Genomic DNA, 22,813 nt, shown 5'->3' on the forward strand with positions numbered 1-22,813 from the left:
GTCAGGCCCTCGCGCGCGCATGCGGGCTGGCATAGCTGTACTGGCCATAGCCGTAGAGCTTGTCGCCCGGCCGCGCGCGCACGCCGTTGAGCACGACGCCGTTGACCGGCACGCCGACATGGTTGAGCCGCTTGACGGTCTCTTTGATCTGGCCGTACGTCGTCTCGCCCTGCTGCGTGACGAGGAACAGCGAGCCCGCCTGATGGCCGATCGCGGCCGCGTCGGAGACCGCGAGCACGGGCGGCGTATCGATGAGCACGACGTCGTATTGCTCGGCGGCGCCTTCGAGGAAGCGCGAGAAGCGCGCGCTCGACAGCAGCTCGGACGGTTGCGCGGGCGTCGCGCCGCACGTGACCACGTCGAGGCGCGGCAGCACATCGCGCCGCACGACTTCGTCGGCGAGCATCTCGCTGCCGATCATATCGGCGAGGCCCGGCGTGCGCGACAAGCCGAAATGCCGGCTCAGATCGCCCTTGCGCATATCGGCGTCGACGACGAGCACGCGCTTGTTCGACGCGGCGAGCACGGTCGCGAGATTCGCGGTCGTGAACGTCTTGCCGACGCCGGGCGTCGCGCCGGTCATGACGACGATATTGTTCGGCGCGTTGAGCATGACGAACTGGAGCGCGGTGCGGAAGTTGCGCAGGCTTTCGACGGGCAGGCTGTCGCTGCGCACGTGCGCGAGCACCTGGACGTTCTGCGCGCGCTTGGACGACCAGCGCCGCGCGTCGCTCGCGCGCTGCTGCTTGCTGTACGGCACGATCGCGTAGACGGGCAGGCCCATGTCCTCGATCTCGCGCGCATGCACGATGCTCTTGTGCATCTGGCTGCGGATCCACGCGATGAGGCTGCCGCCGAAGATCCCGACGAGCGCCGCGAGGATCACGACGAGCTTGCGGTTCGGCTTGACCGGCAATTCCGCGACCTGCGCGGTATCGACGAGCCGCGCGTTGCCGGCCTTGCCCGCGCTCGCGAGCTGGAGCTGCTGCTCGCTGTTGAGCAGGCTCGTATAGAGATCGCTGTTGACCTGCACTTCGCGCTGCAGCCGCAGTTCGGTCTGTTCGAGATCGGGCAACTGGCGCGTCTTCGAATCGATCGAGCCGAGCCGCTCGCGGAGCACGGTCTCCTGATCGATGATCGCCTTGACGGCCGGATGCTGTTCCGTGAACCGCGCGCTGAGTTCCTCGCGCTGCTGTTCGAGATCGGCGAGCTTGTTCTGCGCATCGACCGATTGCTGGAGCACGGCCGAGCCTTCCTCGCTGAGATCGAGCGACGCGTTGCGCGTGCGGAACGCGTTGTAGTCGGCTTCGGCCTGTTCGAGCTTCTGCTTGACGGCCGGCAGATGCGCCTTGAGGAACGCGATCGAGCGCTCGGCCTCGGCCGACTTGCGCGCGATGTTCTGGTGGATGTACTGCTCGCCGACCGCCGTGAGCACGGCGCTCGTGCGCGCCGCATCGTTGCCCTGGAGCTTGGCTTCGATCACGTCGGAGTCCTTGTTCGACTGCGTGATCTTGAGCGCCTTCTGGAGCGCGTTCGTCGTCGCGACGACCGAGTTTCGCTTGAGACCGAACTGGCCGCCGGGCGCCGAGTCGAGTTGCGAGACTGTCAGCGTCAGCGGACCGACGTCGCTTTGCGTCGTGAGCTGCGTGCCGACCTGGCCGATCGCGTGGACGTGGAATTTCGGTGCGTCGAGCGCATAGCGGCCGCCGCCGAGCGCGGTGATCCGCAGGGGCTTGCCGTAGAGATCGCTCGGCGTGTCGAATTGCGGCACGTCGATCGTCTCCTGGCCCCAGAGATAGCCGCCGTGGCCGAAGATGCCCGGCGTATAGAGCCCCGTGTGCCGGCCCGCCCACCACGTGCCGACGATCGGGAAGCGCTTCGGCGCGGCCTGGATGTACATGCGCGTCTGTTCGACGGCCGTGCCGAGCACGAGGCGCGAATTGAGCACGTCGATCTCGTCGGACGCGGCGGTCTTGATATCGAACATCTGCGAGACGGTCGTCACGAGATCGGTCGCCGAGTTCGAGTTGTCCTCGACCTGGATCAGGATGTTCGATTCATAGACGGGCGGCGCGAAGATCGCGTAGCCGACGCCCGCGAGCACGGCTACGACCGTGATGGTCGCGATCAGGTAACGGCCGTCGTAGAGCGTGTCGACGAAGGCGCTGGCATCGACGTGCCCGTTGCCGGGTACGTCGATGACCTGTCCCATCGGCATGGCGGCGCCCGCCGGCACGGATCGCAAGGGACGGCCGTCGGGTGCGGAGGGCTGGGCGGGCAAGTTGATCGATCGGTCCACGTGACGACTCCTGCTTCGATAAGTGGCGAAGTTCCGCGCGCGCACGCCGGCGTGCGCGGGAACAAAAGGGCGGCGAATGCGCGAACGCGCGCGTTAGTTGGCGGCCGCCTTGGCGAAATAGGCCGCTTCGGCCGATGGCACGACGTTGTTGATCACGCGGCCCCAGCGCACGACCGCGGCGGTGTCGACGAACACCACGTCCTTCGCCTTGAGCTCGAAGTTCTCCGCCATGGCATAGGCGGCCGGGTTCGAGATGTCGAGGTGGAAGATCTGGTGCGTGCCGCTCGCGATGTTGCGCACGACGTAGAGCTGCTTGCCGTCGCCGGTTTCCTGGTTCACGCCGCCCGCATCGCCGAGCGCTTCGTTGAGCGTGAGTTCGCCGTTGCGAATGAACAGCGTCGTCGGCCGCGTGACTTCGCCGAGCACGAAGACCTTGCTGTCTTCGCGCGCGAACACGCGGACCATGTCGCCGTTATGAAGCATGACGCTCGACGGATTGATGCCCTTCGCGACGAGGTCGGGAATATTGACCATCGTCGATTTGCCGTCGCGGACCACGGCGATCGACGCGCGATCGCCGACCGGCGTGTAGCCGCCCGCGCGATTGATCGCCTCGACGAGCGTCATCGGTACGTCGTTGAAGATCTGCAGCCCCGGCGTGCGGACTTCGCCGTCCATATAGACGCGCGCGCTCCGATACGACTGCACGCGCAGCGTGACCTGCGGGTTGCGCACGTAGGCGGCGAGCCGCGCGGTCAGAATGTCGCGTGCCTGCATTTCGGTCAGGCCGCCGACGTGGATGGCGCCCGCATAGGCGAACTGGACCATGCCGTTCGCATCGACCGTGTAGCCCGACGACACCGAGGCGGAGCCCGTGTAGTCGATCCCGACGGTCTGCACGGAGTTGGTCGGCAGATTGAGCTCGGGATGGTCCCAGACCATGATGTTGAGCACGTCGCCGGCGCCGATCTGATAGGGCTTGGGCGGCTCGATGAGGCTTTGCACGTCGTGCGAGATCGTGGTCGGCTCGGCGCGCTTCTCGGCGTCGACGAGCTCGGGCGTGATCTCGGTCAAGGCGCCCGGCGGCGGACGGTCCTCGGGCGCCACGGTCTTGTCTGCGCCGTTCGCGGTCGGCACGCCCGAGACGGTCTTGCCGTACTTGTCCTGGTCGTAGCCCGCGTAGTGCGTGCCCGGGTCGAGGCCGCACCCGGCGAGTGTCAGCGCCAGGACGATCGACGATGCGGGCGTAAGGATTCGAAGTGTTTTCATCGTTGCGGCAGCCAAACGAGGGGCACCCGTGGCGTACGCCACAGGGATTCATATTCGTGCGAGAGAAGCGACCGCTCAGTACGCGACTTGCGCCCGGCGGTTCTGTACTCGGTACTCGGTCGGTGACACGAGCATGCGTTTGCGGAAGATCTTGGCGAGACGATCGCCGTTGGCCATGCCGTTGCGGCGCGCGATCTTGTCGACGGGCAGATCGGTCTCGATCAACAGCCGGCAGACCGTATCGAGACGCGCGCGCAACAGGTACTCCGAAGGGGTGACGCCAATTTCATCCTTGAAGCGGCGCAGATAGTTGCGCTCGCTCATCGCGGCGACTTGCGCCGCGTCGGCGACCGAGATCGGCCGCTCGCAGTTGTCCTTGAGCCAGCGCGCCGACGCGCGGACCTTGTCGCGCACGCTGGTCGCGCCCGCGTCGGCGAGCAGCGGTGCGAGACGCGGCGTCGCGCCCGGCATCATCTGTTCGCCGATCTCGCGCGCGGTGTCGAGCCCGAGATCGCATTTGACGAGCATCAGCGCGTTGACGAGCGAGGCGAACCAGTCCTCGTCGTGGCTCGCGCCCTGGCCGTTCGCGCTCATCGCGTCGAAGCCGGTCGTGAGCCCCGAGTTGAGCAGCGATGCGCGCGTGATCGACGTCGTGCGCAACATGCTGTCGGAGTAGCCGAAGCGCATGCGGCCCAGCAGACGCTCGTCGAGCGACGCGTGCTGCGCGCCTTTGCCGCCGCCGATGAACAGCGCGTCAAAGCTCTGATACTGGCTCGCGTCGAAACGCTCGGTCCAAATATGGACTGCTGACGAACACGGCACGCTGCCGCCCGCGAACGAGAGCATGCGGATCGTGTAGACGGCGTGGCCGGCGGGCCGGCGGGCGGCAATCGCGTTCGCTCTGTTGAAAACCTCGGCGATCACGCCTGCGCGCAAGAGCGAGAAGCCTTCGAAGAGCACGATGCCGATCTTGCGGGCCGGGATACCCGCGAGCGGCGACGGCTCGATACCGTGGCCGGACATCGTCTCGACCTCGCGGCAGAGGCGATGAACGAAGCTTCCCGACTGTTCTAGGTGTGCAACAAACGGCATATCGTTTCCTTCGAAACGTTCCCCGGATTGTTGTTGAGTTTCTTGTTGTAAGTTGCACTGCATCATACTCAGCCACCTCGCCTCCGCACGCCAACTGACGGATTTCAACGGCAGTTTGGCGGATAGTGAGGGCATGTCCGATCTGGAATACCACATCAAAATGTCGGCTCGGTGGCGTTGCCAAGAAAATACCAAATTGATGTTCTGAAAGGAAAGGAGTCTCTATAGGAGACCCTATTAGAAGCTTTTTCCTGCTCCGAACCGCATTCAGCGAGGAATAAGGAAAATATACCGGCCGCCGCAGTAGCAATGACGCGCCATCGCCCCGAACGGCAATATGCGCGCACCCCGCAACCCTTGAATCTCACGGTCTGACAAGGCTTTCACATCTCGTAACGGCTTGGTATCCGTCTGAAAAAAGTATGTCGAAACGTAATTCACGAAACATCGTCGTAATTCGCCAACAGCGCGAAGTTTGTTACACGTTCGTGAGACGGTAAGTTTGCCAAGTTGGCTGAAAAATGATGCGGTGCGGGAGTAATAAGAATCGGGTCCGCGGCCCATTCCGCCAACATCTCTGCTTATTCAGTCACGTCAAATTCGTCCACCGGTCGCGTCGTTATGATTCGCCGCATAAGACAGTAAAAGTGTCTGTGCCGACGGTCGGGGTATTCAGCTCAATGTCGTCCGGACCACGCCTCGTTCGCGGAGCGCTGTCATTCGCCTGTCCCCGGTCATCGAAACCGGCCTTCTGGAGAATGAGTCATGTTCGACGCCGTCCGCCAGTTGCTTGATCTGGTCATCGTCGTCGTAGGCGCGTTGATCGCCTACACGCTAGCGCCGGATATCGATCCTCGTATGATCGACGCGCGCGGCATGATGATCGCGCTCGACGCAGCCCTCGTCGCGCTGATCTTCCCGATGCTCAATGTGTATCAGTCATGGCGGGGCAAGAGCGCGTTCGCGCTCAGCGTGCCCGCGCTCGGCGGCTGGCTCGTCGCACAGGTGATCGGCGTGAGCGCCTACGCGATGCTCCATCGCGTCTCGCACGTGCCGCATGCGTGGCTCGTCTGGTGGACCGTGTTCACGGCCGCGCTGTTCGTGATCTCGCGCCAGATCATCGCGACCGTGCTCGGACGCTTGCGCAGCGCGGGCTATAACCAGAAGCGCGTGGCGATCGTCGGCGCGACGCCCGATGCGGTCCGGCTCGTGCAACGTATGGCCGGCGCGCCGCATGCGGGCTATCTGCCGGTCGCGATCTACGACGAGTCATCTGCAACCGCGGACGATACACAAGGCGTCGGCGTGCCTGTCCTGCATCGCTGGGACGCGCTGACGCAATTGATCCGTCAATCGGGCATCACCGAGCTTTGGCTCACGGGGCGTCCGTCGGAGCCGCATCCCTGCGATCGCTACATCGGCGAGTTCAAGCACGACTTCGTCAATATCCGGCTGCTGCCCGACCTCGACAACCTCGCGCTCGCGAACCTCGGCACCGTCGACGTGCTCGGCCTGCCGTCGATCAATCTCGTCGCCGCGCCGCGCTCGGGCATGAGCCTGATCCAGAAGGACATCTTCGACCGCATGTTCGCGGCCGTCGTGTTGCTGATGCTCGCGCCCGTGTTCGTCGTCGTCGCGATCGCGGTCAAGATGTCGTCCGCGGGGCCCGTGCTGTTCAAGCAGCGGCGCAAGGGCGTCGACGGCAACGAATTCTGGATCTATAAATTCCGCTCGATGCGCGTGCATCAGGCCGAGACCGGCACGATTCGCCAGGCGACCAAGGGCGATGCGCGCATCACGCGTGTCGGCGCGATCCTGCGCAAGACGAGCATCGACGAGCTGCCGCAGTTCCTCAACGTGCTCAAGGGCGATATGTCGGTCGTCGGGCCGCGTCCGCATGCCGTCGAGCACGACGAGCAATACAAGAACCTCGTGCAGAACTACATGTACCGCTACCGGATCAAGCCGGGCATCACGGGCTGGGCGCAGGTCAACGGCTTTCGCGGCGAGACCGATCGCGTCGAGAAGATGGCCGACCGTGTCGCCTGCGATCTGTACTACATGGTCAACTGGACGTTCTGGTTCGACGTGAAGATCGTGTTTATGACGCTGGCGCGCGGCTTTATCGGCGCGAACGCGTATTGAACGCGATGCCGCGCAGCGGGCACGGGACCGTGCGCACGCAGATCGAATCCGAGGCCGCGCGTCTCACGCATTCGAATATGCCGGGACGCCGCATCGAACTCGACTTCGTGCGCGGCATCGCGATCCTGGCCGTCATGCTCGATCACTTCGTGAGCGTGCCATCGGGGTGGACCGCGCTCGATGCGTTCGACACGGCGTTTCGCGCGCTCGGGCTTGAAGGCGTCAATCTGTTCTTCACGCTGAGCGGCTTTCTTGTCGGCGGCTTGCTGCTCAGGCAACTCGCGCAGCAAGGCACGATCGACGCGGGCCGCTTCATCGTGCGACGGATCTTCAAGATCTGGCCCGCGTACTACGCGCTGTTGCTGTTCCATCTCGTCGCGGGACGGCATCCGGCCGATACGTTCTTCTGGCAGAACATGCTGCACGTGCAGAATTATCTGGGCACGTCGATCACGCAGACATGGAGTCTCGCGATCGAGGAGCATTTCTATCTGCTGTTGCCGCCGCTGTTGCTGCTCGCCGCGCGATGCCGGATCGGGTCGTCGGCGCTGATCAAGGCGCTGCTCGCCGTCTGCGCCGTCGTACTCGCCGTGCGTTGCGTCGTCGTCTACCAAGGCGCGTTGCACGCGGCCGCGGTCTATACGCAATACCGGATCGACAGTCTGCTCGCGGGCGTGATTCTCGCGGCGCTTTATTGGCTCAAGCCGCGCACGTATGCGGCGTTCGCGGCGCGCCCGCTGACGCTTGCCGCGATCGTTGCGCTGACGGCCGCGTGGATCGCGTTCGCGCACCGGCGGCCGGTCTGGGACGAAAGCATCGGATATACGATCCAGGCGATCGGCTTTTGCGCGCTGATCGTGCTCGTCAGCGAGCACAGCGCGCGTATCGCGCGCAGCCGTGTCTATCGCGGCGTCGCATGGCTCGGCGTCTATTCGTATGGGATCTATCTGTGGCACTCGCTCGCGCTCGCGCCGGGACAGTCGGTCATCGATCATCTGACGCGGGCCGGCGTGGCGCCGGTCGCGATCTGGGGCGCCGCGTTGATCGCGCAATTCGGCATCGGCGTGACGATCGGCTACGTCACGACACGAGCGATCGAATTTCCGTTCCTGCGTCTGCGCGATCGCTGCTTCCCATCGAATGCGCGTGCGCGCACGGCGACGGCGAAAGCCGCATCGTCGTCGGTGGCGTCGGCGGAGCAGTCCGGCGTGTGACGCGATGCACGCGTGCAGCGGAGCAATCCGTGGAGCCGTGCGGCGGTACAACGGTACAACCGGGCGGGCGCGGGACGGATGCGCTTTGCCGTGAGCGGATCATGCCGGTTCGCGGCGCGTTTGATCCGTGTGCGGCGAACCCCTTCGAATTCGCCGCATGTCCGCCACATGTCCGCCGCATGCTCAGCGTGGCGCTGAGCGAGGGATGCCGCGTTAGCGCTTCACGCGAAACACGTTGATCGCGTCCGTCATGCGCGAGGCTTGTTCCTCGAGCGAGACCGCCGCGGCCGCCGCTTCCTCGACGAGCGCCGCGTTCTGCTGCGTGACTTCGTCCATCTGCGTGACTGCCTTGTTGACCTGCTCGATGCCGTCGCTTTGTTCTTCGGACGCCGCGGCGATTTCGGCCATGATGTCCGTCACGCGGCGTACGGCGTCGTTGATTTCGGTCATCGTGCGGCCTGCGCGGCCGACGAGTTCGGTGCCGTTGCCGACGCGATCGACCGATTCGCTGATCAGCGCCTTGATTTCCTTCGCGGCCGACGCGCTGCGCTGCGCGAGCGTGCGGACTTCGCCCGCGACGACCGCGAAGCCGCGGCCCTGTTCGCCCGCGCGCGCCGCTTCGACGGCCGCGTTGAGCGCGAGGATGTTCGTCTGGAACGCGATGCCTTCGATGACGCCGATGATGTCGGCGATCTGCTTCGAGCTGCCGTTGATGCCGTCCATCGTCTCGACGACTTGCGAGACGACGTGGCTGCCCTGGTTCGCGACGCTCGATGCCGAGCGCGCGAGCTCGGTCGCCTGACGCGCGTTGTCCGCGTTCTGGCGCACGGTCGACGTCAACTGCTCCATGCTCGATGCGGTTTCCTCGAGCGATGCGGCCTGTTCCTCGGTGCGTTGCGAGAGATCGGTGTTGCCGGCCGAAATCTGCGCGGTCGCCGTCGCAATCGACTGCGCGCCGTCGCGGACCGTCGCGATCGTGCCGACGAGCTTCTGCTGCATCGTCTTGAGACCGTCGAGCAGTTGCCCCATCTCGTCGTGCGAACGGACGTCGACGTGCTGCGTGAGGTCGCCGCTTGCGATCGCGTTGAAGTGCGTGAGGGCTTCGTCGAGCGGACGCGCAATCGCCGCGCGCAACGCATACCAGGCGTAGAACGCGAGCGCGAGACCGACCACGACGCCGACGCCCGTGATCGTCATGATCATGCCGAAGCGTTGCTGGGCGCTCTCGTAGAGCGCCTTCGCCTGCGTCTCTTGGATCTTCTGCAGCGCGGTGTTGCCGTCGGTGATCTCGTTGAACGGCCCCGAAAGCTGACGCGCGATGTTCTCGTTGAGCGTCGCCGCGTCATGCGCTTGGATCGCAGCGAACGTCTTCGCGAGCACGCCGGCCTCGAACGCCTTGCGTTTGTCGGTCAGCGTGGCGGCGAGCCGGCCTTCCTCGTCGCTTGACGGCAGCGCGCGATACTCGTCCCATGCCGCGTCCGACTGCGTGAACATGTCGTGCGAGCGTTGCACGAGGTCCTTCGCATCGGGCCGGTCGAGGTCGATTGCGATCCGGTCGAGCGTCAGACGTCCGCGCGCATAGAAGATGTCCGCGCGCGCGAGCGCGACCGCCGACTTCAGTTGATTCGTGTAGAGCTCCTTTTGATCCGCGTTGCTCATCGAGATGCCGATCGCGCCGAGCGCGGCGCCGACGATCAGCAGAAGTCCGAGAAAACCCATGGCGAGTGCAAGCCGGGCGCGGATCGTAATGTTCTTCAACATGGCTGTAGGAAAGAGTCGCGAGACGCAGGTGAGGATGCCGGTTTTGTTTAGTCCGGTGCTTGTCTCTGTTTACGACGGGAAGTCGAACATCTTAACGATCGCATCCCAATATCTTTATGGATCGATCGTTCGAAATTCAATGTTCGGGAGAGCGGAAGATCGGCGGCGCGCGGGGCGTTCACGCTCGGATCGGGCCCTGTATAGGGTCGCGAGGCGGTCGGGTCCGCAGGGACGCGGCGCGACCGCCTTGCCGGGAGCGCGTGTTTAGCGCGAGCTGGTGTTGATCGAGTGTTCGTTGACGAAACACTGAAGCGCGAGGTGTTCGACGGGCGCGAGCGCTTCGAATTCGAGGCCGTAGACGCACAGCGACGGATCGTCGGCCGATACGGTCACGTTGCGTACGATCGCCGGTGTGCGGATCTCGATGTCGTAGTCCTGCGTGCGCACCGAGAAGCGCAGATGCAGGCGCGCACCGGCTTCGGCAACGCGTCCGCGCGCGCTCAGCGACGCCCCCATCACGCTGATGTCGCGGATCGCGCCGAGCATGTCGTAGGCGCCCTGGAAGCGTTCGCCGACCGCAAGCCAGCATGCGATGCGCGTCGATACGCGGACCGAGCGGCGGAGCTTCACGCGGCGCACGTCGAACGGTTTGGACAGGATCAGATATTCGAACGGCGTCATCGCGACGGATTCGACCGTGCAGCGGAACTCGAAAATGCTCTTGCCCGAGAACGCCATGATCTGGATCTCTTCGCCGGCCAGCAGCCGCAGGGGCTTGCCGTCGATGATCGGGGGCGAGACGAAGGTCGTCTGGTTCGATGTCTGGCCGATCACGCGGCTCAGCGCATGCGCTTCCTTGATGCCCTTGGGCGTCTTGATGCGCAGGACGTGGCCGGTCTGGAGCGAGAAGTCGGCCGGCGTGCCGTTTTCCGTTTCGGGGGCCGTGGCCGCGGTCGTACCGGCTGGACCGTCGAGGGCGAGGGCGGCGTCGGAATCGGTCTTGGTCCGATGCGGCTCGAAATGGATAAACAGAAAGTCGCGGTCTTCGCGGCTCGGCAGCATCTGGCCGCGTTCCGCGATCAGCGTGCCGTCCGCGTCGAAGATCGGCCAATCGAGCTTCGTCTGCGGAAGCACTTCGCCGGGTAGCAAGGGCTGCAGCGCGCTACCCCGGTCAAGCCTCTTGAATTCCATGTTGTTATCCTGCCCCTGTCTGGTCTGGTACGACGCGTACGGCTCTTCTATTCAACGGCTCGCGCGCGGCGCGACACGCGTATTGACCGCGCATCGTGCGACATGCATATGACGGCGGCGCGCGATATTCCCCGATGCCGATTCGCCGGATCGCGCGCGCCGACGCGCAGCGGATTCGGTTGACAGCGTTTTTTGCGACATTCAGCGCTTTGTAAATAAAAATTACCGCGCTCAATAATACCGTGCACCGTGTCTCGCAAATTTTGCCACGTTCCTAGCGCGCATGCGCGTGTCCGTGCTTGATTTTGATCGAAATGCCGCAATGTGAATCTGGCACGTTCAGTGCGACTGATCGTGTGCGAATGGCAGATACAGACATGGGAATTGCAATTTGCTACAAATGGCCGCTGCACGCGGTGGCCGATTTCGCTACATTGAAATCCATGAAAGGTTCATTCGGACCTGAATCCGTCGGGAGAGTACCGTGAAGAAGATCGTTCCTTGGATTGTCGTTGCCGGTGTTGCATTGGGCGCCGCAAGCGCCGCTCAGGCACACGTGTCCGTCGGGATCGGTATCGGGATCCCGTTGATTGCGCCGGCCCCGGTTTATGTCGCGCCCGCGCCCGTCTACGCGCCCGCGCCGCCGGTGGTCTACGCGCCGCCCCCGCCGCCGGTCGCTTATGCGCCCGCACCTGTCGTATATGGCGCCGGTGTTTACTATGGTCCGCGGTATTACGGCCATGCGTACTACGGTGGCCGCGGCTATTACGGACATCCGCATTACTATCACCGGTATTGATGCGTGATCGCGGCGTGATCGAGACCGTCGTTCGCGCGATTGTTTAGTGAATGCCGCGCGATGGTGCGAGTAGGGCGATGTGAGTCGGCGCGAGTATGAGCAGGGCGCGATGCGCGGGTGGGAGGTGAGATCTCAATTCGGCGCGCGATGCCCTGCGATATTCATCGGCATGAATGCCGGATATCGCGCGTGTGTTCCGCCGATCATTCCGCTGATTAATTGGCCGCATTCCTGGCCACATTCCGGCGAGATTCCGGCCGCATTCCGGTGGCATTCAACAGGCGGCCTGGCGATAGGCCGCCTTTCTATATCGCTGCGGTTCGCGTGCGCGTGTCAGAGACCGAGTTGCGTCATCAAGCCGTCGACGCGCGTTTTCACCGACGGATCCATTTCGATCGCGCGGCCCCATTCGCGGTCCGTTTCGCCGGGCCACTTGTTCGTCGCGTCGAGTCCCATCTTCGAACCGAGTCCCGCGACGGGCGACGCGAAGTCGAGATAGTCGATCGGCGTGCGGTCGACGAGCAGCGTATCGCGGCTCGGATCGATGCGCGTCGTGATCGCCCAGATGACTTCCTTCCAGTCGCGAATGTCGACGTCCTCGTCGACGACGACGATGAACTTCGTGTACATGAATTGCCGCAGGAAGCTCCAGACGCCGAACATCACACGCTTGGCGTGACCCGGATAGCTCTTGCGGATCTGCACGATCGCCATCCGGTAGCTGCAGCCTTCGGGCGGCAAATAGAAGTCCGTGATCTCGGGAAATTGCTTCTGTAACAGCGGAACGAACACTTCGTTGAGCGCAACGCCGAGCACGGCGGGTTCGTCGGGCGGCTTGCCCGTGTAGGTCGAGTGATAGATCGCGTCGCGGCGCATCGTGATGCGCTCGACCGTGAAGACGGGGAACCACTCCTGTTCGTTGTAGTAGCCCGTGTGATCGCCGTACGGACCTTCGAGCGCGTGTTCGTAGAGCGCTGACGCGCCCGTTGCGGAACGCGGCGGCGCGCCCGCCGGAGCCGGTTCGGGCGTGCCGGTCTGCGGGTAGATGAATCCTTCGAGCACGATTTCGGCCGAGGCCGGCACGCGCAGCGATTCGAGCCCGGGTGTCAGACACTTCGCGAGCTCGGTCTTGCCGCCGCGCAGGAGTCCCGCGAACTGGTATTCGGACAAGGTATCGGGGACCGGCGTCACCGCGCCGAGAATCGTCGCGGGGTCGGCGCCCAGCGCGACCGCGACCGGATAGGGCTTGCCGGGGTTTTGCGCCGCGAATTCGCGGAAATCGAGCGCTCCGCCGCGATGAGCGAGCCAGCGCATGATGAGCTTGTTGCGACCGATCAGTTGCTGCCGGTAGATGCCGAGGTTCTGACGCGGTTTGTGCGGGCCGCGCGTGATCGTGAGGCCCCACGTGATCAGCGGCGCGACATCGCCGGGCCAGCATGTCTGTATCGGAAGCTGATGCAGATCGACGTCGTTGCCCTCGAGCACGATTTCCTGGCACGCGGGCGACGAAACGGTCTTCGGCGCCATGTCCCAGACGGCCTTGGCGAGCGAAAACAGCTTGCCCGCGTCCTTGAGTCCCTTCGGTGGTTCGGGTTCCTTAAGAGCGGACAACAAGCGGCCGATGTCGCGCAGCGATGTGAGCGCGCCGTCGTTACCTTTCGCGTCGACGCCCATGCCGAGCGCGACGCGGCGCGGCGTGCCGAACAGATTGCCGAGCACGGGCATCGTCGCGTTCGTCGGCTGCTCGAACAGCAGCGCGGGACCGCCCGCGCGCAGCACGCGATCGCAAAGTTCGGTCATTTCGAGCACGGGCGAGACCGGGACCGTGACGCGCCGAAGTTCGCCGAGCGCTTCGAGCTGGCGCGCAAAATCGCGCAGATCTTTGTATTTCATTCGATGAGAGAGGAGCAGTGGGCGGCGAGCATTGTCGTCGTTCGCGCGACATTGTGCCTGGACGCCGTCATCCGTGAACGCGATGAACGCCGCGGACGCGACCGCAGCGGCGCGCCACGCGCGGCGGAAAACAACCCAAACGAACGCCTAATTCAGCGACATGGCAACCCGATGTCGGTTACATGGCATTCGTTTGTAGGATCAATTCGCGCTGCGTGCGGAAGGTCACGCAGATTTACCGATAGTAACAATTAACTCCGAAGTGCCCATTAACTTGGAAACCTCGTTGCGCGGGGCGTGGGGTCGTAGTGAAGTCTTCCGACCCCGTTCTTTATTCCTTTTTGTTATCAAAACGGGTTTTTTTATCGTTGACGAGACATAAAACCCTGCTAGAATCCGCTCCCACTAGTCGCGGGGCTTTCTTGACGATGGATTCCCAGACCGGACGAATGTCCGGGACGCTACGGCGTCGGCCGCCTCCCCGCCCGGCCTGAAACTCATGGCTTGCCGTCCTTGCGCTCCTCACGCGCACGGCCGGTGGTGTTGACGTACTGATGTTCCGCACCGTATGCCGCAATTCGCGGACCCGGTCGCAGACTCTGCGGCAGCAAGATGCCTTCCCGGTGTTGCGTGCGTTCCTCCCGGGTCCGCGCGCGCACCTTGGTCCTCCTTAGAAGCGCCGTTCCGGCTTCGAGGGTTCACCATGCACGAGGGAGATTCGCAGCATGAATGCTCGATTACCTTGGCTGGCCGATTCGCGAATTCCGCAGGTCGTGCGCGTCGCGGTGCGACGTACCACGAGGTACAGCCAACATTTCTTCAGTACGCTCGGCGTGACGGCGTTTGTTGCCGCCATCGCGCTGTGGATTCAACCGCAATGGCGGACGGCCGCGGCAAGCCGTCTGATGCCGCTTCTCGCGGCCGCAGAGCAGACGGGGCCCGCCGTCGGCCGCCTGTTGTCGAGCGGAGCGATCCAGGTGCTCGTGCCGAGCGCCAGCGCGCGCGCGGCGAGCCTGCCGATGGTTCCGTACGCGCAGCCGCCGGTCGGTACCGATCCGAGCGCGCAGGGCGATGCGCCCGCGCTCGTCGCGAACGATCTGTCGCTCGAGACGGCGCCGGCCCGCATGCCGTCGATCCAGCCGTTCGCGAGCATGATTCCCGACGACCGCGTCGTCGCCGATGCGCGCGACGATCGCGTGATCATGTCGCCCGTCGAGCAGGACCGTGTCGCGACGTATCTGTCGCGCCGCTATCACGTCGCCGAGGCGCCGATGTCGCATCTCGTGGACGCGGCGTTCGACACGGGCCGTGAAGTCGGGCTCGATCCCTTGCTGCTGCTGTCGGTCATGGCGATCGAATCGGCGTTCAATCCGTATGCCGAAAGCGGCGTCGGCGCGCAGGGCCTCATGCAGGTCATGTCGAAGGTGCATTCGGACAAGTTCAATTACTTCGGCGGTCCGGCCGCGGCGCTTCAGCCGCTCGCGAACATCAAGGTCGGCGCGCTCGTGCTCAAGGATTGCATCGCGCGTGGCGGTTCGCTCGCGACGGGCTTGCGGCTCTATGTCGGCTCGACGACGCCGAGCAATGACGGCGGCTATGGCGCGAAGGTCATCGCAGAGCGTCTGCGCCTGCGCGATGTCGCGCATGGACGTCCGGTGCCGATCAATGCGCCGCAGGCGCCGGTCCAGACCGCGCAGGCCGCGCCCGTGAAGGTGGCCGCGCCCGCGGCGGCGCATGGCGCGAAGAGCGCGGCGAGCGACGCCGACGTGCAGCAGGACGACGCCGACGCACAGACGCCCCCGCACGCGGGCGTCAAGCCCGCGGTCCATCTCGCCGAGGCGGGCTGAGCGCTGGATCCGGGTGCCGATGCGCTGAGCCGAATGGGCACGGCGTAAGTCAGATACAAAAAGAGGATGCGTTTCGACGCATCCTCTTTTTTTTTTTCGTGTTCCGATTCGGCCCACGCGATGTTCGATGGCGCCTGCGTGCTGTTTGAGTCGTGCGATTAGAGGGCTTCGTCAAGGGTGCCGTGCGGACTCATTGCCGTGGCTCATGCATGCGCATGTATGAACCACCGTGCATGCATTCGACGATCGCATCGCGCCGATATCACGCGCATCACGTACGTGACTTCACGCGCCCACGCCGAACAACGTGCCGATGCGATCGACCGCCTGCTCGATCTTCTCGTACGCGGTCGCATACGAGAGCCGCAGATAGCGACGTGGCGCGGCCGTGCCGAAGTCGAGGCCGGGCACGAGCGCGACACCCGCGTCATGCAGGATCGCACGCGTGAGCGCCGCGCTGTCGCCGCGCGCCGCGTGCGGGACATCGTTGCAGTCCGCGTAGACGTAGAACGCGCCGTCGGGCACGACGGGCACGCCGAAGCCGAGCGTGCGCAGCGCGGGCACGATGAAATCGCGGCGTCGCTTGAATTCGCGGCGGCGCGCTTCGAAGATCTCGAGCGTCGCCGGCTCGAAGCACGCGAGCGCCGCGTACTGCGAGACCGCCGACGGGCAGATGAACAGGTTCTGCGCGAGCTTCTCGAAGACCGCGACCCACTGCGGTGGCACGACCAGCCAGCCGAGCCGCCAGCCCGTCATGTTGAAGTACTTCGAAAAGCTGTTGACCGTCACGACGTCTTCGCCGAGCGTCAGTGCCGTGACCGGATGCGCGTCATAGCTCAGACCCTGGTAGATCTCGTCGACGACCGTGAAGCCGCCGCGTGCGCGCACGACGTCGACGAGCCGCCGGAGTTCATCGGGCTCGATCGACGTGCCCGTCGGATTCGACGGCGACGCGAGCAGCACGCCGCGCGTGCGCGGACTCCAATGCTGTTCGACCTGCGCGGCCGTGAGCTGGAAGCGTTCGGCCGGACCGCTCGGAATCATGACGGGCTTGCCGTCGGCGGCCGACACGAAGTGGCGGTTGCACGGATAACAGGGATCGGGCATCAGCACTTCGTCGTCGCGATCGACGAGCGCCGTGCAGGCCAGCAGCAGCGCGGCCGATGCGCCGGCCGTCACGATGATGCGCGATGCGTCGACATCGATGCCGTGCGCGTCGCGATAGAAGCGCGCGATGGCCTCGCGCAAGGCGGCGAGACCCAGTGCGTCCGTGTACTGCGTGCGTCCGGCGCGGACCGCGGCGGCGGCGGCTTCGACGACCGCCGGAGGCGCGGTGAAGTCGGGTTGCCCGACCGACATGTGGATGATGTCGCGGCCCGCGCGTTCGAGCTCGGCCGCTTCCTTCATCCACTCCATCACGTAGAACGGCGCGATGTCGTCGACGCGCGCCGCGAGCTTGGGCAACACCATGCGGCTAGGACCTCGCGCGCTGCTGCGCGGCTTCGTCGGGCCGGACCTGGGCGGCGAGCTTGTCGAGCACGCCGTTCACGTACTTGTAGCCGTCGGAGCCGCCGAACGTCTTCGTGAGTTCGACGGCTTCGTTGATGACGACGCGATACGGCACGTCGATCTGGTTCACGAGTTCGAACGCGCCGATCAGCAGCACGGCGCGCTCGACGGGCGAGAGTTCCTGAATCGGACGATCGAGCAGCGGCTGGAGCTTCGTGCTCAGCGATTCGGAATCGCGGATCACGCCCTTGACGAGCGTGTCGAACAACGCCTTGTCAGCCTTGTCGAAGCCGTCCGCTCCACGCAGCTGCGCTTCGATTTCGGTGTGACCCGCGCTCGCGAGCAGCCATTGATACAGACCCTGCGTGGCAAATTCGCGGGCGCGGCGGCGTGCGCTCTTCATTCAGCATCTCCTTCGTCGTCGTCTTGCGAATCGTCTTGCGCGAGCTGGTCGAGCGCCGAGGTCAGATTGGCCATTTCGACCGCCACGCGTGCGGCGTCGCGACCTTTCTCGACCATGCGCGCGAGCGCCTGCTCGTCGTTCTCGGTCGTCAGCACGGCATTCGCGACGGGCAGATTGAAATCGAGCGCGACGCGCGAGATGCCCGTGCCGCTCTCGTTCGAGACGAGTTCGAAGTGATACGTTTCGCCGCGGATCACGGCGCCGAGTGCGATCAGCGCGTCGAACTGACCGCTTTCGGCGAGCTTCTGGAGCGCGAGCGGGATTTCGAGCGCGCCGGGCACGGTCACGAGCAGCACGTCTTCGCCGACGACGCCGAGGCGTTCGAGTTCTTCGACGCATGCATCGACGAGGCCGTTGCAGACCGGCTCGTTGAAGCGCGATTGAACGATGCCGATCCGCAGGCCGTCACCGTCGAGGTTGGGTTGGTATTGTCCGATTTCCATGTTCAGGTTCCGGGTTGGAGTTCGTGTTCGAGTTCGTGTTCGATTGGGATCGCGACGGTCCGGGGGGCCGTCAAGCACCGCTATACAGTTCGGCCGTGACGGGCACGGGGCCCTTCGCGCCGGGCATCGGCACGAAGCCCGTGATCTCGAGCCCGTAGCCCGACATGCTGCTGATCTTGCGCGGATTCGACAGGACCTGCATGCGGCCCACGCCGAGGTCGCGCAGGATCTGCGCGCCGATGCCGAAGGTCTTGAAGTCGACCGGACGGCGCTTGAGCACTTGCGCCTTGTCCTCCGAGTCGAACGCCTCGAAGACTTCGAGCAGATGGTCCTGCGAATCGGCGCAATTGAGCAGCACGATGACGCCCGCATCGCGTTCGGCGACTTCGCGCAGCGCCGCGTGCAGCGTCCATGAGTGGGTCGAGCACGAGGTCTCGAGCAGATCGAGCAGCGAGAGCGGTTCATGCACGCGCACCGCGGTGTCGCGCGCGGGGTCGGGCGTGCCGCGGACGAGCGCGAGATGCGCCGCGCCGCTCGGCTTGTCGCGATACATGATCGAGCGGAACGGGCCGTAGACGGTCTGCATCGTGCGCTCGCCGACGCGCTCGATGATCGACTCGGTCCGGCTGCGGTAATGAATGAGGTCGGCGATCGTGCCGATCTTGAGACCGTGCTCGGCCGCGAATTTGGTGAGGTCGGGCAGGCGCGCCATCGTGCCGTCGTCATTGATGACTTCGCAGATGACCGCGGCCGACGTGAGGCCCGCGAGCGCGGTCAGGTCGCAGCCCGCTTCGGTATGGCCCGCGCGCACGAGCACGCCGCCCGGCTGCGCCATGATCGGGAACACGTGACCCGGCTGGACGATATCGTCGACGCGCGCGTTCGGCGCGACGGCGGCCTGGATCGTGCGCGCGCGGTCGGCGGCCGAGATGCCCGTCGTGACGCCTTCGGCGGCCTCGATGCTGACCGTGAAGGCCGTGCCGTATTGCGTGCCGTTCCGATAGGTCATCAGCGGCAGGTTCAGCAAACGGCAGCGTTCCTGCGTGAGCGTCAGGCAGATCAGTCCGCGGCCGTATTTGGCCATGAAATTGATCGCTTCGGGCGTGATGAATTCGGCGGCAACCACGAGGTCGCCCTCGTTTTCACGGTCTTCCTCGTCGACGAGAACGACCATGCGGCCGGCCTTGAGCTCGGCGATGATGTCCTGGGTGGAGGCGATGGTCGTCATGATCGGTTCGAAGAAGCGCCGGCGAGGGCGGCGAGGCGCGTATTTTACGCCATCGCGCGGCCGCGCCGGGCGCATCGTCGCCTACCCGTGGTCGATTCGTCGCGGATCCGTCGCGTCCCCGTCGCCTACCAAGGCGCCGACATCGAGAGCCGCACGCTCTGCATGAAGCTGTTGCTGCCGGTCATCACGCTGTAATCGAGCGCGAACGTCATCAGACGCATCGCGTACTTCGTGCCGAGCCCGATCTGCATACGGTTCTGGCTCAACGGCGTCGTCGTCACGAAGTAGGCCGGACCCGCGCCGCTCAGATCGGCGTAGGCGAGCCCCGCCGTGCTTTGGCCGTCGAAGTCGTGCTGGTATTCGATGCGCGCATACGGCAGCAGCAGGCCCCATGGCGTGGCTTGCGCGTATTCGGTGCGCAGGCCGAGCGCGCTCGAGACCGTCGTGACCGTCTGGCCGAAATAGGTCAGCGAATCGATGCCCGCGCCGCTTTCGGTGAAGGCGTCGAGCGTCGCCTGCGAATACGCGATGCGCCCGTACGGCGAAATGAGCCATGCCGCCGAGCGCTGCTCGTAGCCGGCCGACAGCGATGCGAACGTTTCGCGGCCGCTGCGCGAACCGACGGCGAAAGCGTTCGCATCCGTGTCCCAGCGTTCGGAGTCGAAATTCAGCGAGCCGAACCCGACGACGCCGTCGACGAACAGCGTCGGCTCGGGCCGGAAGCTGCCGTAGAGCGCGACGCTGTAGCTGTCGCCCGCGCTCTTCGTGCCGTCGCTGCCGATGTCGGTCGAATCGTGGCCGTAGCCGAAGCCTGCGCCGATCGAGAACTGATCGGAGATCCGGTAGTCGACGCCGGCCGTCACGCCCGGCGTCGTGAAGCGGAAGCCCGAGCGTTGGCCGCCCGCGTCGCTGAGCCCGAAATCGACCGAGCCGGCGGTCCAGAACGCGAGATCCGGCAACGCGTCGCCCGAGGCGCGCGAGGGCTTGGACGTCGCGGATCGCGCGTCCGGCGCGCTCGTGTCCGACGGTGCGTCGAGCGCCCGGTTGGCTCGGATGCATCCGTCTCGCGCGCTCGGCGAGGCGGCGGTATCGCACGACGCGCTCGGATCGGGCGGGGCGAGCGGGTTGTCGATCGAGATGCCGTTGCGCGACGGTGCGTGCCCCGTGCCGTGCAGCAGTTCGAGCCGATCGTTGTAGTTCGAGATCTGCGCGGTGCCGAAACGCCGCGCCGCGTCGATCTGCGCATTGATGAGGCCGACGACGTCGGCGTTCGTCGACGGATCGGGCCGCGCCGCGACCGCGATGAGCACGACGCCGGGCGGCGACGTCCCGACGTCGTTCGTCAGCGTGTACGTGATCGTCGCGGTGCCGGCGAACGTCGCGGCGGGCACGAAGCGCAGCGTGGTCGCGGCGGGCGTGGTCGCCTGGTGGACGTTCGCGTTGCTCGTCGCGTTGACGATCGTCGCGGTGCCGGCCGACGACGGCGACACCGAGACGACCGAGGCGCCCGTGAACGGCCCGCCGGTCGCGCCGCTCGAGAGGTCGATCACCGCGGGTTCGCCGGCCGTCGTCGTGACGGTATGTTCGGCCGCGGCGGTCGGCACGGTGCCGACCGTCACGGTTGCCGTGATCGGCGCGGACGCCCCGCCGCTGTTCGAGATCGTATAGGTGAAGCTCACGTTGCCGGCCGTCGTGGCGGTCGGCGTGTAGACGATCGAGGTCCCGCTGACGACGGCCGTGCCGGAACTCGGCGCGGTGACGATCGCGAGGCCTGTGAACGGCGCGCCCGTCGCATTCGCGGTCGCGGCGATCGTGACGGGCGTGTTCGACGGCGTCGTTGCGGTGACCGCCGGCGAGGTCGGTACGGCGACGCTCGCGCTGACCGTGCCTTGATAGACCCGGCTGACCGTGAACGGACCGTTGCCCGTGCTGGTGTCGATCGCCGTGATCGTGAAGTTATAGGGGGTGACGGCTGACGGCACGCCCGAGAGCAGGGCGGTCGACGTATCGAACGCGATGCCGGTCGGCAGTGTGCCGGTGATCCCATAGATGTAAGGCGCGTGGCCCCCGGTCGCGGCAAGGGACTGGTTGACCTGCGTACCGACGGTCATCGCGTTCAGGTTCGGCAGCGACAAGGTGGGCGCGGAGACGGTGATGCTGACCGTCGCGGTTGACTGGCCGTAGGTGTTGGATACGGTGTATTGAAACGCATCGGATCCGGCGAAGCCCGTGGTCGGTGTGTAGGTCGCGGTCGTGACGGTTCCCGTTGACTGGGCCACGGCGACGCCTTCGATTGGCGTGGTGGCGGTGATGCTCGTGACCGCGCCGCCCGTCACGGGCAGCGTGATCAGATAGCCGCTGGCGTCATACGGGACCGTCACTGTGACGGGCGCGGCGACCGGCGCGATCCCGGCCGCCGTGTAAGTGAACTGGTCGCTGGCGCCTGTTGCGCTCGTCCCTTCCGGTGTCGTGACGGTGACGTCGGCCACACCCGCGGTGCCCGCGGGCGATGTTGCCGTGATCGAGGTCGGCGAGCTGACGAAGACATTGGTCGCCGCGGTCGTGCCGAACTTGACGCCCGTGGCGCCCGTGAAATTCGTGCCGGTGATCGTGACCGACGTGCCGCCTGCCGTCGAACCCGTACTCGGGCTGATCGACGCGACGGTCGGAGCCGAAAGATAGGTGTATTGGTCGAGCCCGTTGACCGCGCTCGTCCCGCCGGGCGTCGTGACGGTGACATTGACCGTTCCGGTGCCCGGAGGCGCCATCGCGGACATCGAGGTCCCCGAGAGGACCATGAATGACGGCGCCGCGGTCGCGCCGAAGTTGACAGCGGTCGCGTTCACGAAATTCGAGCCGTAGATTATGACCTGAGTGCCGCCCGATGCCGGGCCGCTGGTCTCGAGGAGCGACGACACCGAAGGCGCCGCGACATACGTGTATTGATCGGCCGCGGTTGTCGCGCTTGTGATGCCCCCCGACGTGACGGTGATATCGACGGTTCCGGCTGCGCCTGCCGGGGCCGTCGCCGTGATCTGCGCCGATGAGTTGACGGTCGTCGCGGCGGCCGACGTGCCTCCGAATTGCACGACGCTGTCGTCGCCGAAATTCGAGCCGGTGATCGTCACCGAGGTGCCACCCGCGGTCGGGCCCGCGGTCGGACTGATACTCGAGATGGCCGGAGCGGCGCTGACGTCCGCGATCGCGAGACCCGGCAAGGCGAAGAGCGCGGCCAGCACGATGCCGACGGGCGCGAAGACGGATGCGAAAGCGGTCGGTCGCGCGCGCGCGGCGCACTGTTTCGCGAGCGCTGCGCATGCACGGATCAGCGTCGATAGTCCGGCTGCGCGGATCCGATCGGCGTGCGCGGACATCCCCCGGGGCGGCATGGTCATCTGTGTGGTCGTTCTTCTGGTCGGTCGTTTATTTTTTGGGCTCGGATCATTGCTCCGATGATTCCGAACCGCGCTGGATTATATCGACGGAATAAAACCGTTCGGATGAATTTAATAAGCGCCTAATCGGATCGACGCGCGGCCGTTGTGTCGTCGTGACAATCGGATGGATCCATGCGCGCATGAAGTCATATATTCCGATTGATTTGCACGATAATCGGTCGTAAATGCCATGCGCGTGGAGGGTTCGGGACTCAATCGCATC

Annotated in this window: 15 protein-coding genes; 4 read left to right on the forward strand and 11 right to left on the reverse strand. The window is 65.2% G+C overall.

Annotation, left to right across the window (positions count from 1 at the left end; genetic code table 11):
- Window position 1: 1 nt before the first annotated feature.
- From D7S86_RS04390 to D7S86_RS04400, 3 genes are all read right to left on the reverse strand, one after another.
- Window positions 2–2,299 (reverse strand): polysaccharide biosynthesis tyrosine autokinase, encoded by a 2,298-nt coding sequence (locus D7S86_RS04390; protein WP_147432221.1) that lies wholly within the window; start codon window positions 2,297–2,299, stop codon window positions 2–4.
- Window positions 2,300–2,392: 93 nt separating this feature from the next.
- Window positions 2,393–3,568, reverse strand: coding sequence for a polysaccharide biosynthesis/export family protein (locus D7S86_RS04395; RefSeq protein ID WP_121083746.1), 1,176 nt, complete (start codon window positions 3,566–3,568; stop codon window positions 2,393–2,395).
- 75 nt (window positions 3,569–3,643) lie between these two features.
- Window positions 3,644–4,660, reverse strand: a complete 1,017-nt coding sequence (locus D7S86_RS04400; RefSeq protein ID WP_240647977.1) for a helix-turn-helix domain-containing protein — start codon at window positions 4,658–4,660, stop codon at window positions 3,644–3,646.
- 765 nt (window positions 4,661–5,425) lie between these two features.
- On the opposite strand from D7S86_RS04400, the gene D7S86_RS04405 reads away from it, so the two are divergent.
- A complete protein-coding gene (locus tag D7S86_RS04405; protein WP_121083748.1) occupies window positions 5,426–6,805 on the forward strand; it encodes an undecaprenyl-phosphate glucose phosphotransferase in 1,380 nt (459 codons plus the stop codon).
- 77 nt (window positions 6,806–6,882) lie between these two features.
- Window positions 6,883–8,019 (forward strand): acyltransferase family protein, encoded by a 1,137-nt coding sequence (locus tag D7S86_RS04410; RefSeq protein WP_205962751.1) that lies wholly within the window; start codon window positions 6,883–6,885, stop codon window positions 8,017–8,019.
- 213 nt (window positions 8,020–8,232) lie between these two features.
- Here D7S86_RS04410 and D7S86_RS04415 read toward each other — a convergent pair whose 3' ends face one another.
- Both D7S86_RS04415 and D7S86_RS04420 read right to left on the reverse strand, forming a co-directional pair.
- Window positions 8,233–9,780, reverse strand: coding sequence for a methyl-accepting chemotaxis protein (locus D7S86_RS04415; protein WP_121083752.1), 1,548 nt, complete (start codon window positions 9,778–9,780; stop codon window positions 8,233–8,235).
- 264 nt (window positions 9,781–10,044) lie between these two features.
- The gene (locus D7S86_RS04420; RefSeq protein WP_121083754.1) at window positions 10,045–10,971 is read right to left on the reverse strand and encodes a flagellar brake protein; all 927 of its coding nucleotides are present in this window, start codon (window positions 10,969–10,971) and stop codon (window positions 10,045–10,047) included.
- A gap of 484 nt (window positions 10,972–11,455) precedes the next feature.
- On the opposite strand from D7S86_RS04420, the gene D7S86_RS04425 reads away from it, so the two are divergent.
- Entirely contained in the window at window positions 11,456–11,770 is a 315-nt protein-coding gene (locus tag D7S86_RS04425) for a hypothetical protein (RefSeq protein WP_121083756.1), read from the forward strand.
- A 333-nt stretch (window positions 11,771–12,103) separates the two neighbouring features.
- Here the strand turns inward: D7S86_RS04425 and D7S86_RS04430 are convergent, their stop codons facing one another.
- Entirely contained in the window at window positions 12,104–13,663 is a 1,560-nt protein-coding gene (locus D7S86_RS04430; RefSeq protein ID WP_121083758.1) for a UbiD family decarboxylase, read from the reverse strand.
- A gap of 725 nt (window positions 13,664–14,388) precedes the next feature.
- Between D7S86_RS04430 and D7S86_RS04435 the strand changes: the two genes are divergently transcribed.
- Entirely contained in the window at window positions 14,389–15,510 is a 1,122-nt protein-coding gene (locus D7S86_RS04435; RefSeq protein ID WP_121083760.1) for a lytic transglycosylase domain-containing protein, read from the forward strand.
- Between the two features lie 285 nt (window positions 15,511–15,795).
- Here D7S86_RS04435 and D7S86_RS04440 read toward each other — a convergent pair whose 3' ends face one another.
- From D7S86_RS04440 to D7S86_RS04460, 5 genes are all read right to left on the reverse strand, one after another.
- Window positions 15,796–16,980 (reverse strand): pyridoxal phosphate-dependent aminotransferase, encoded by a 1,185-nt coding sequence (locus D7S86_RS04440; protein WP_121083762.1) that lies wholly within the window; start codon window positions 16,978–16,980, stop codon window positions 15,796–15,798.
- Window positions 16,981–16,984: 4 nt separating this feature from the next.
- Complete coding sequence (gene nusB, locus D7S86_RS04445) at window positions 16,985–17,422, reverse strand: transcription antitermination factor NusB (RefSeq protein WP_121083764.1); 438 nt, start codon at window positions 17,420–17,422, stop codon at window positions 16,985–16,987.
- Window positions 17,419–17,925, reverse strand: coding sequence for a 6,7-dimethyl-8-ribityllumazine synthase (ribH, locus tag D7S86_RS04450; RefSeq protein ID WP_121083766.1), 507 nt, complete (start codon window positions 17,923–17,925; stop codon window positions 17,419–17,421). The genes nusB and ribH overlap by 4 nt, the downstream gene beginning before the upstream one ends.
- A gap of 70 nt (window positions 17,926–17,995) precedes the next feature.
- Window positions 17,996–19,153 (reverse strand): bifunctional 3,4-dihydroxy-2-butanone-4-phosphate synthase/GTP cyclohydrolase II, encoded by a 1,158-nt coding sequence (gene ribBA / locus D7S86_RS04455; protein WP_121083768.1) that lies wholly within the window; start codon window positions 19,151–19,153, stop codon window positions 17,996–17,998.
- A gap of 125 nt (window positions 19,154–19,278) precedes the next feature.
- Entirely contained in the window at window positions 19,279–22,548 is a 3,270-nt protein-coding gene (locus D7S86_RS04460; RefSeq protein WP_121083770.1) for an autotransporter domain-containing protein, read from the reverse strand.
- Between the last annotated feature and the right edge of the window lie 265 nt (window positions 22,549–22,813).

This window comes from Pararobbsia silviterrae (assembly GCF_003628125.1).
GTDB lineage: Bacteria > Pseudomonadota > Gammaproteobacteria > Burkholderiales > Burkholderiaceae > Pararobbsia > Pararobbsia silviterrae.

Coding starts and splice junctions, on each gene's coding strand:
- D7S86_RS04400 (WP_240647977.1), bottom strand. CDS start 4,660: ATGCCGTTTGTTGCACACCTAGAACAGTCGGGAAGCTTCGTTCATCGC.
- ribH (WP_121083766.1), bottom strand. CDS start 17,925: ATGGAAATCGGACAATACCAACCCAACCTCGACGGTGACGGCCTGCGG.
- ribBA (WP_121083768.1), bottom strand. CDS start 19,153: ATGACGACCATCGCCTCCACCCAGGACATCATCGCCGAGCTCAAGGCC.
- D7S86_RS04460 (WP_121083770.1), bottom strand. CDS start 22,548: ATGACCATGCCGCCCCGGGGGATGTCCGCGCACGCCGATCGGATCCGC.
- D7S86_RS04440 (WP_121083762.1), bottom strand. CDS start 16,980: ATGGTGTTGCCCAAGCTCGCGGCGCGCGTCGACGACATCGCGCCGTTC.
- D7S86_RS04415 (WP_121083752.1), bottom strand. CDS start 9,780: ATGTTGAAGAACATTACGATCCGCGCCCGGCTTGCACTCGCCATGGGT.
- D7S86_RS04435 (WP_121083760.1), top strand. CDS start 14,389: ATGAATGCTCGATTACCTTGGCTGGCCGATTCGCGAATTCCGCAGGTC.
- D7S86_RS04395 (WP_121083746.1), bottom strand. CDS start 3,568: ATGAAAACACTTCGAATCCTTACGCCCGCATCGTCGATCGTCCTGGCG.
- D7S86_RS04430 (WP_121083758.1), bottom strand. CDS start 13,663: ATGAAATACAAAGATCTGCGCGATTTTGCGCGCCAGCTCGAAGCGCTC.
- D7S86_RS04410 (WP_205962751.1), top strand. CDS start 6,883: ATGCCGGGACGCCGCATCGAACTCGACTTCGTGCGCGGCATCGCGATC.
- nusB (WP_121083764.1), bottom strand. CDS start 17,422: ATGAAGAGCGCACGCCGCCGCGCCCGCGAATTTGCCACGCAGGGTCTG.
- D7S86_RS04405 (WP_121083748.1), top strand. CDS start 5,426: ATGTTCGACGCCGTCCGCCAGTTGCTTGATCTGGTCATCGTCGTCGTA.
- D7S86_RS04420 (WP_121083754.1), bottom strand. CDS start 10,971: ATGGAATTCAAGAGGCTTGACCGGGGTAGCGCGCTGCAGCCCTTGCTA.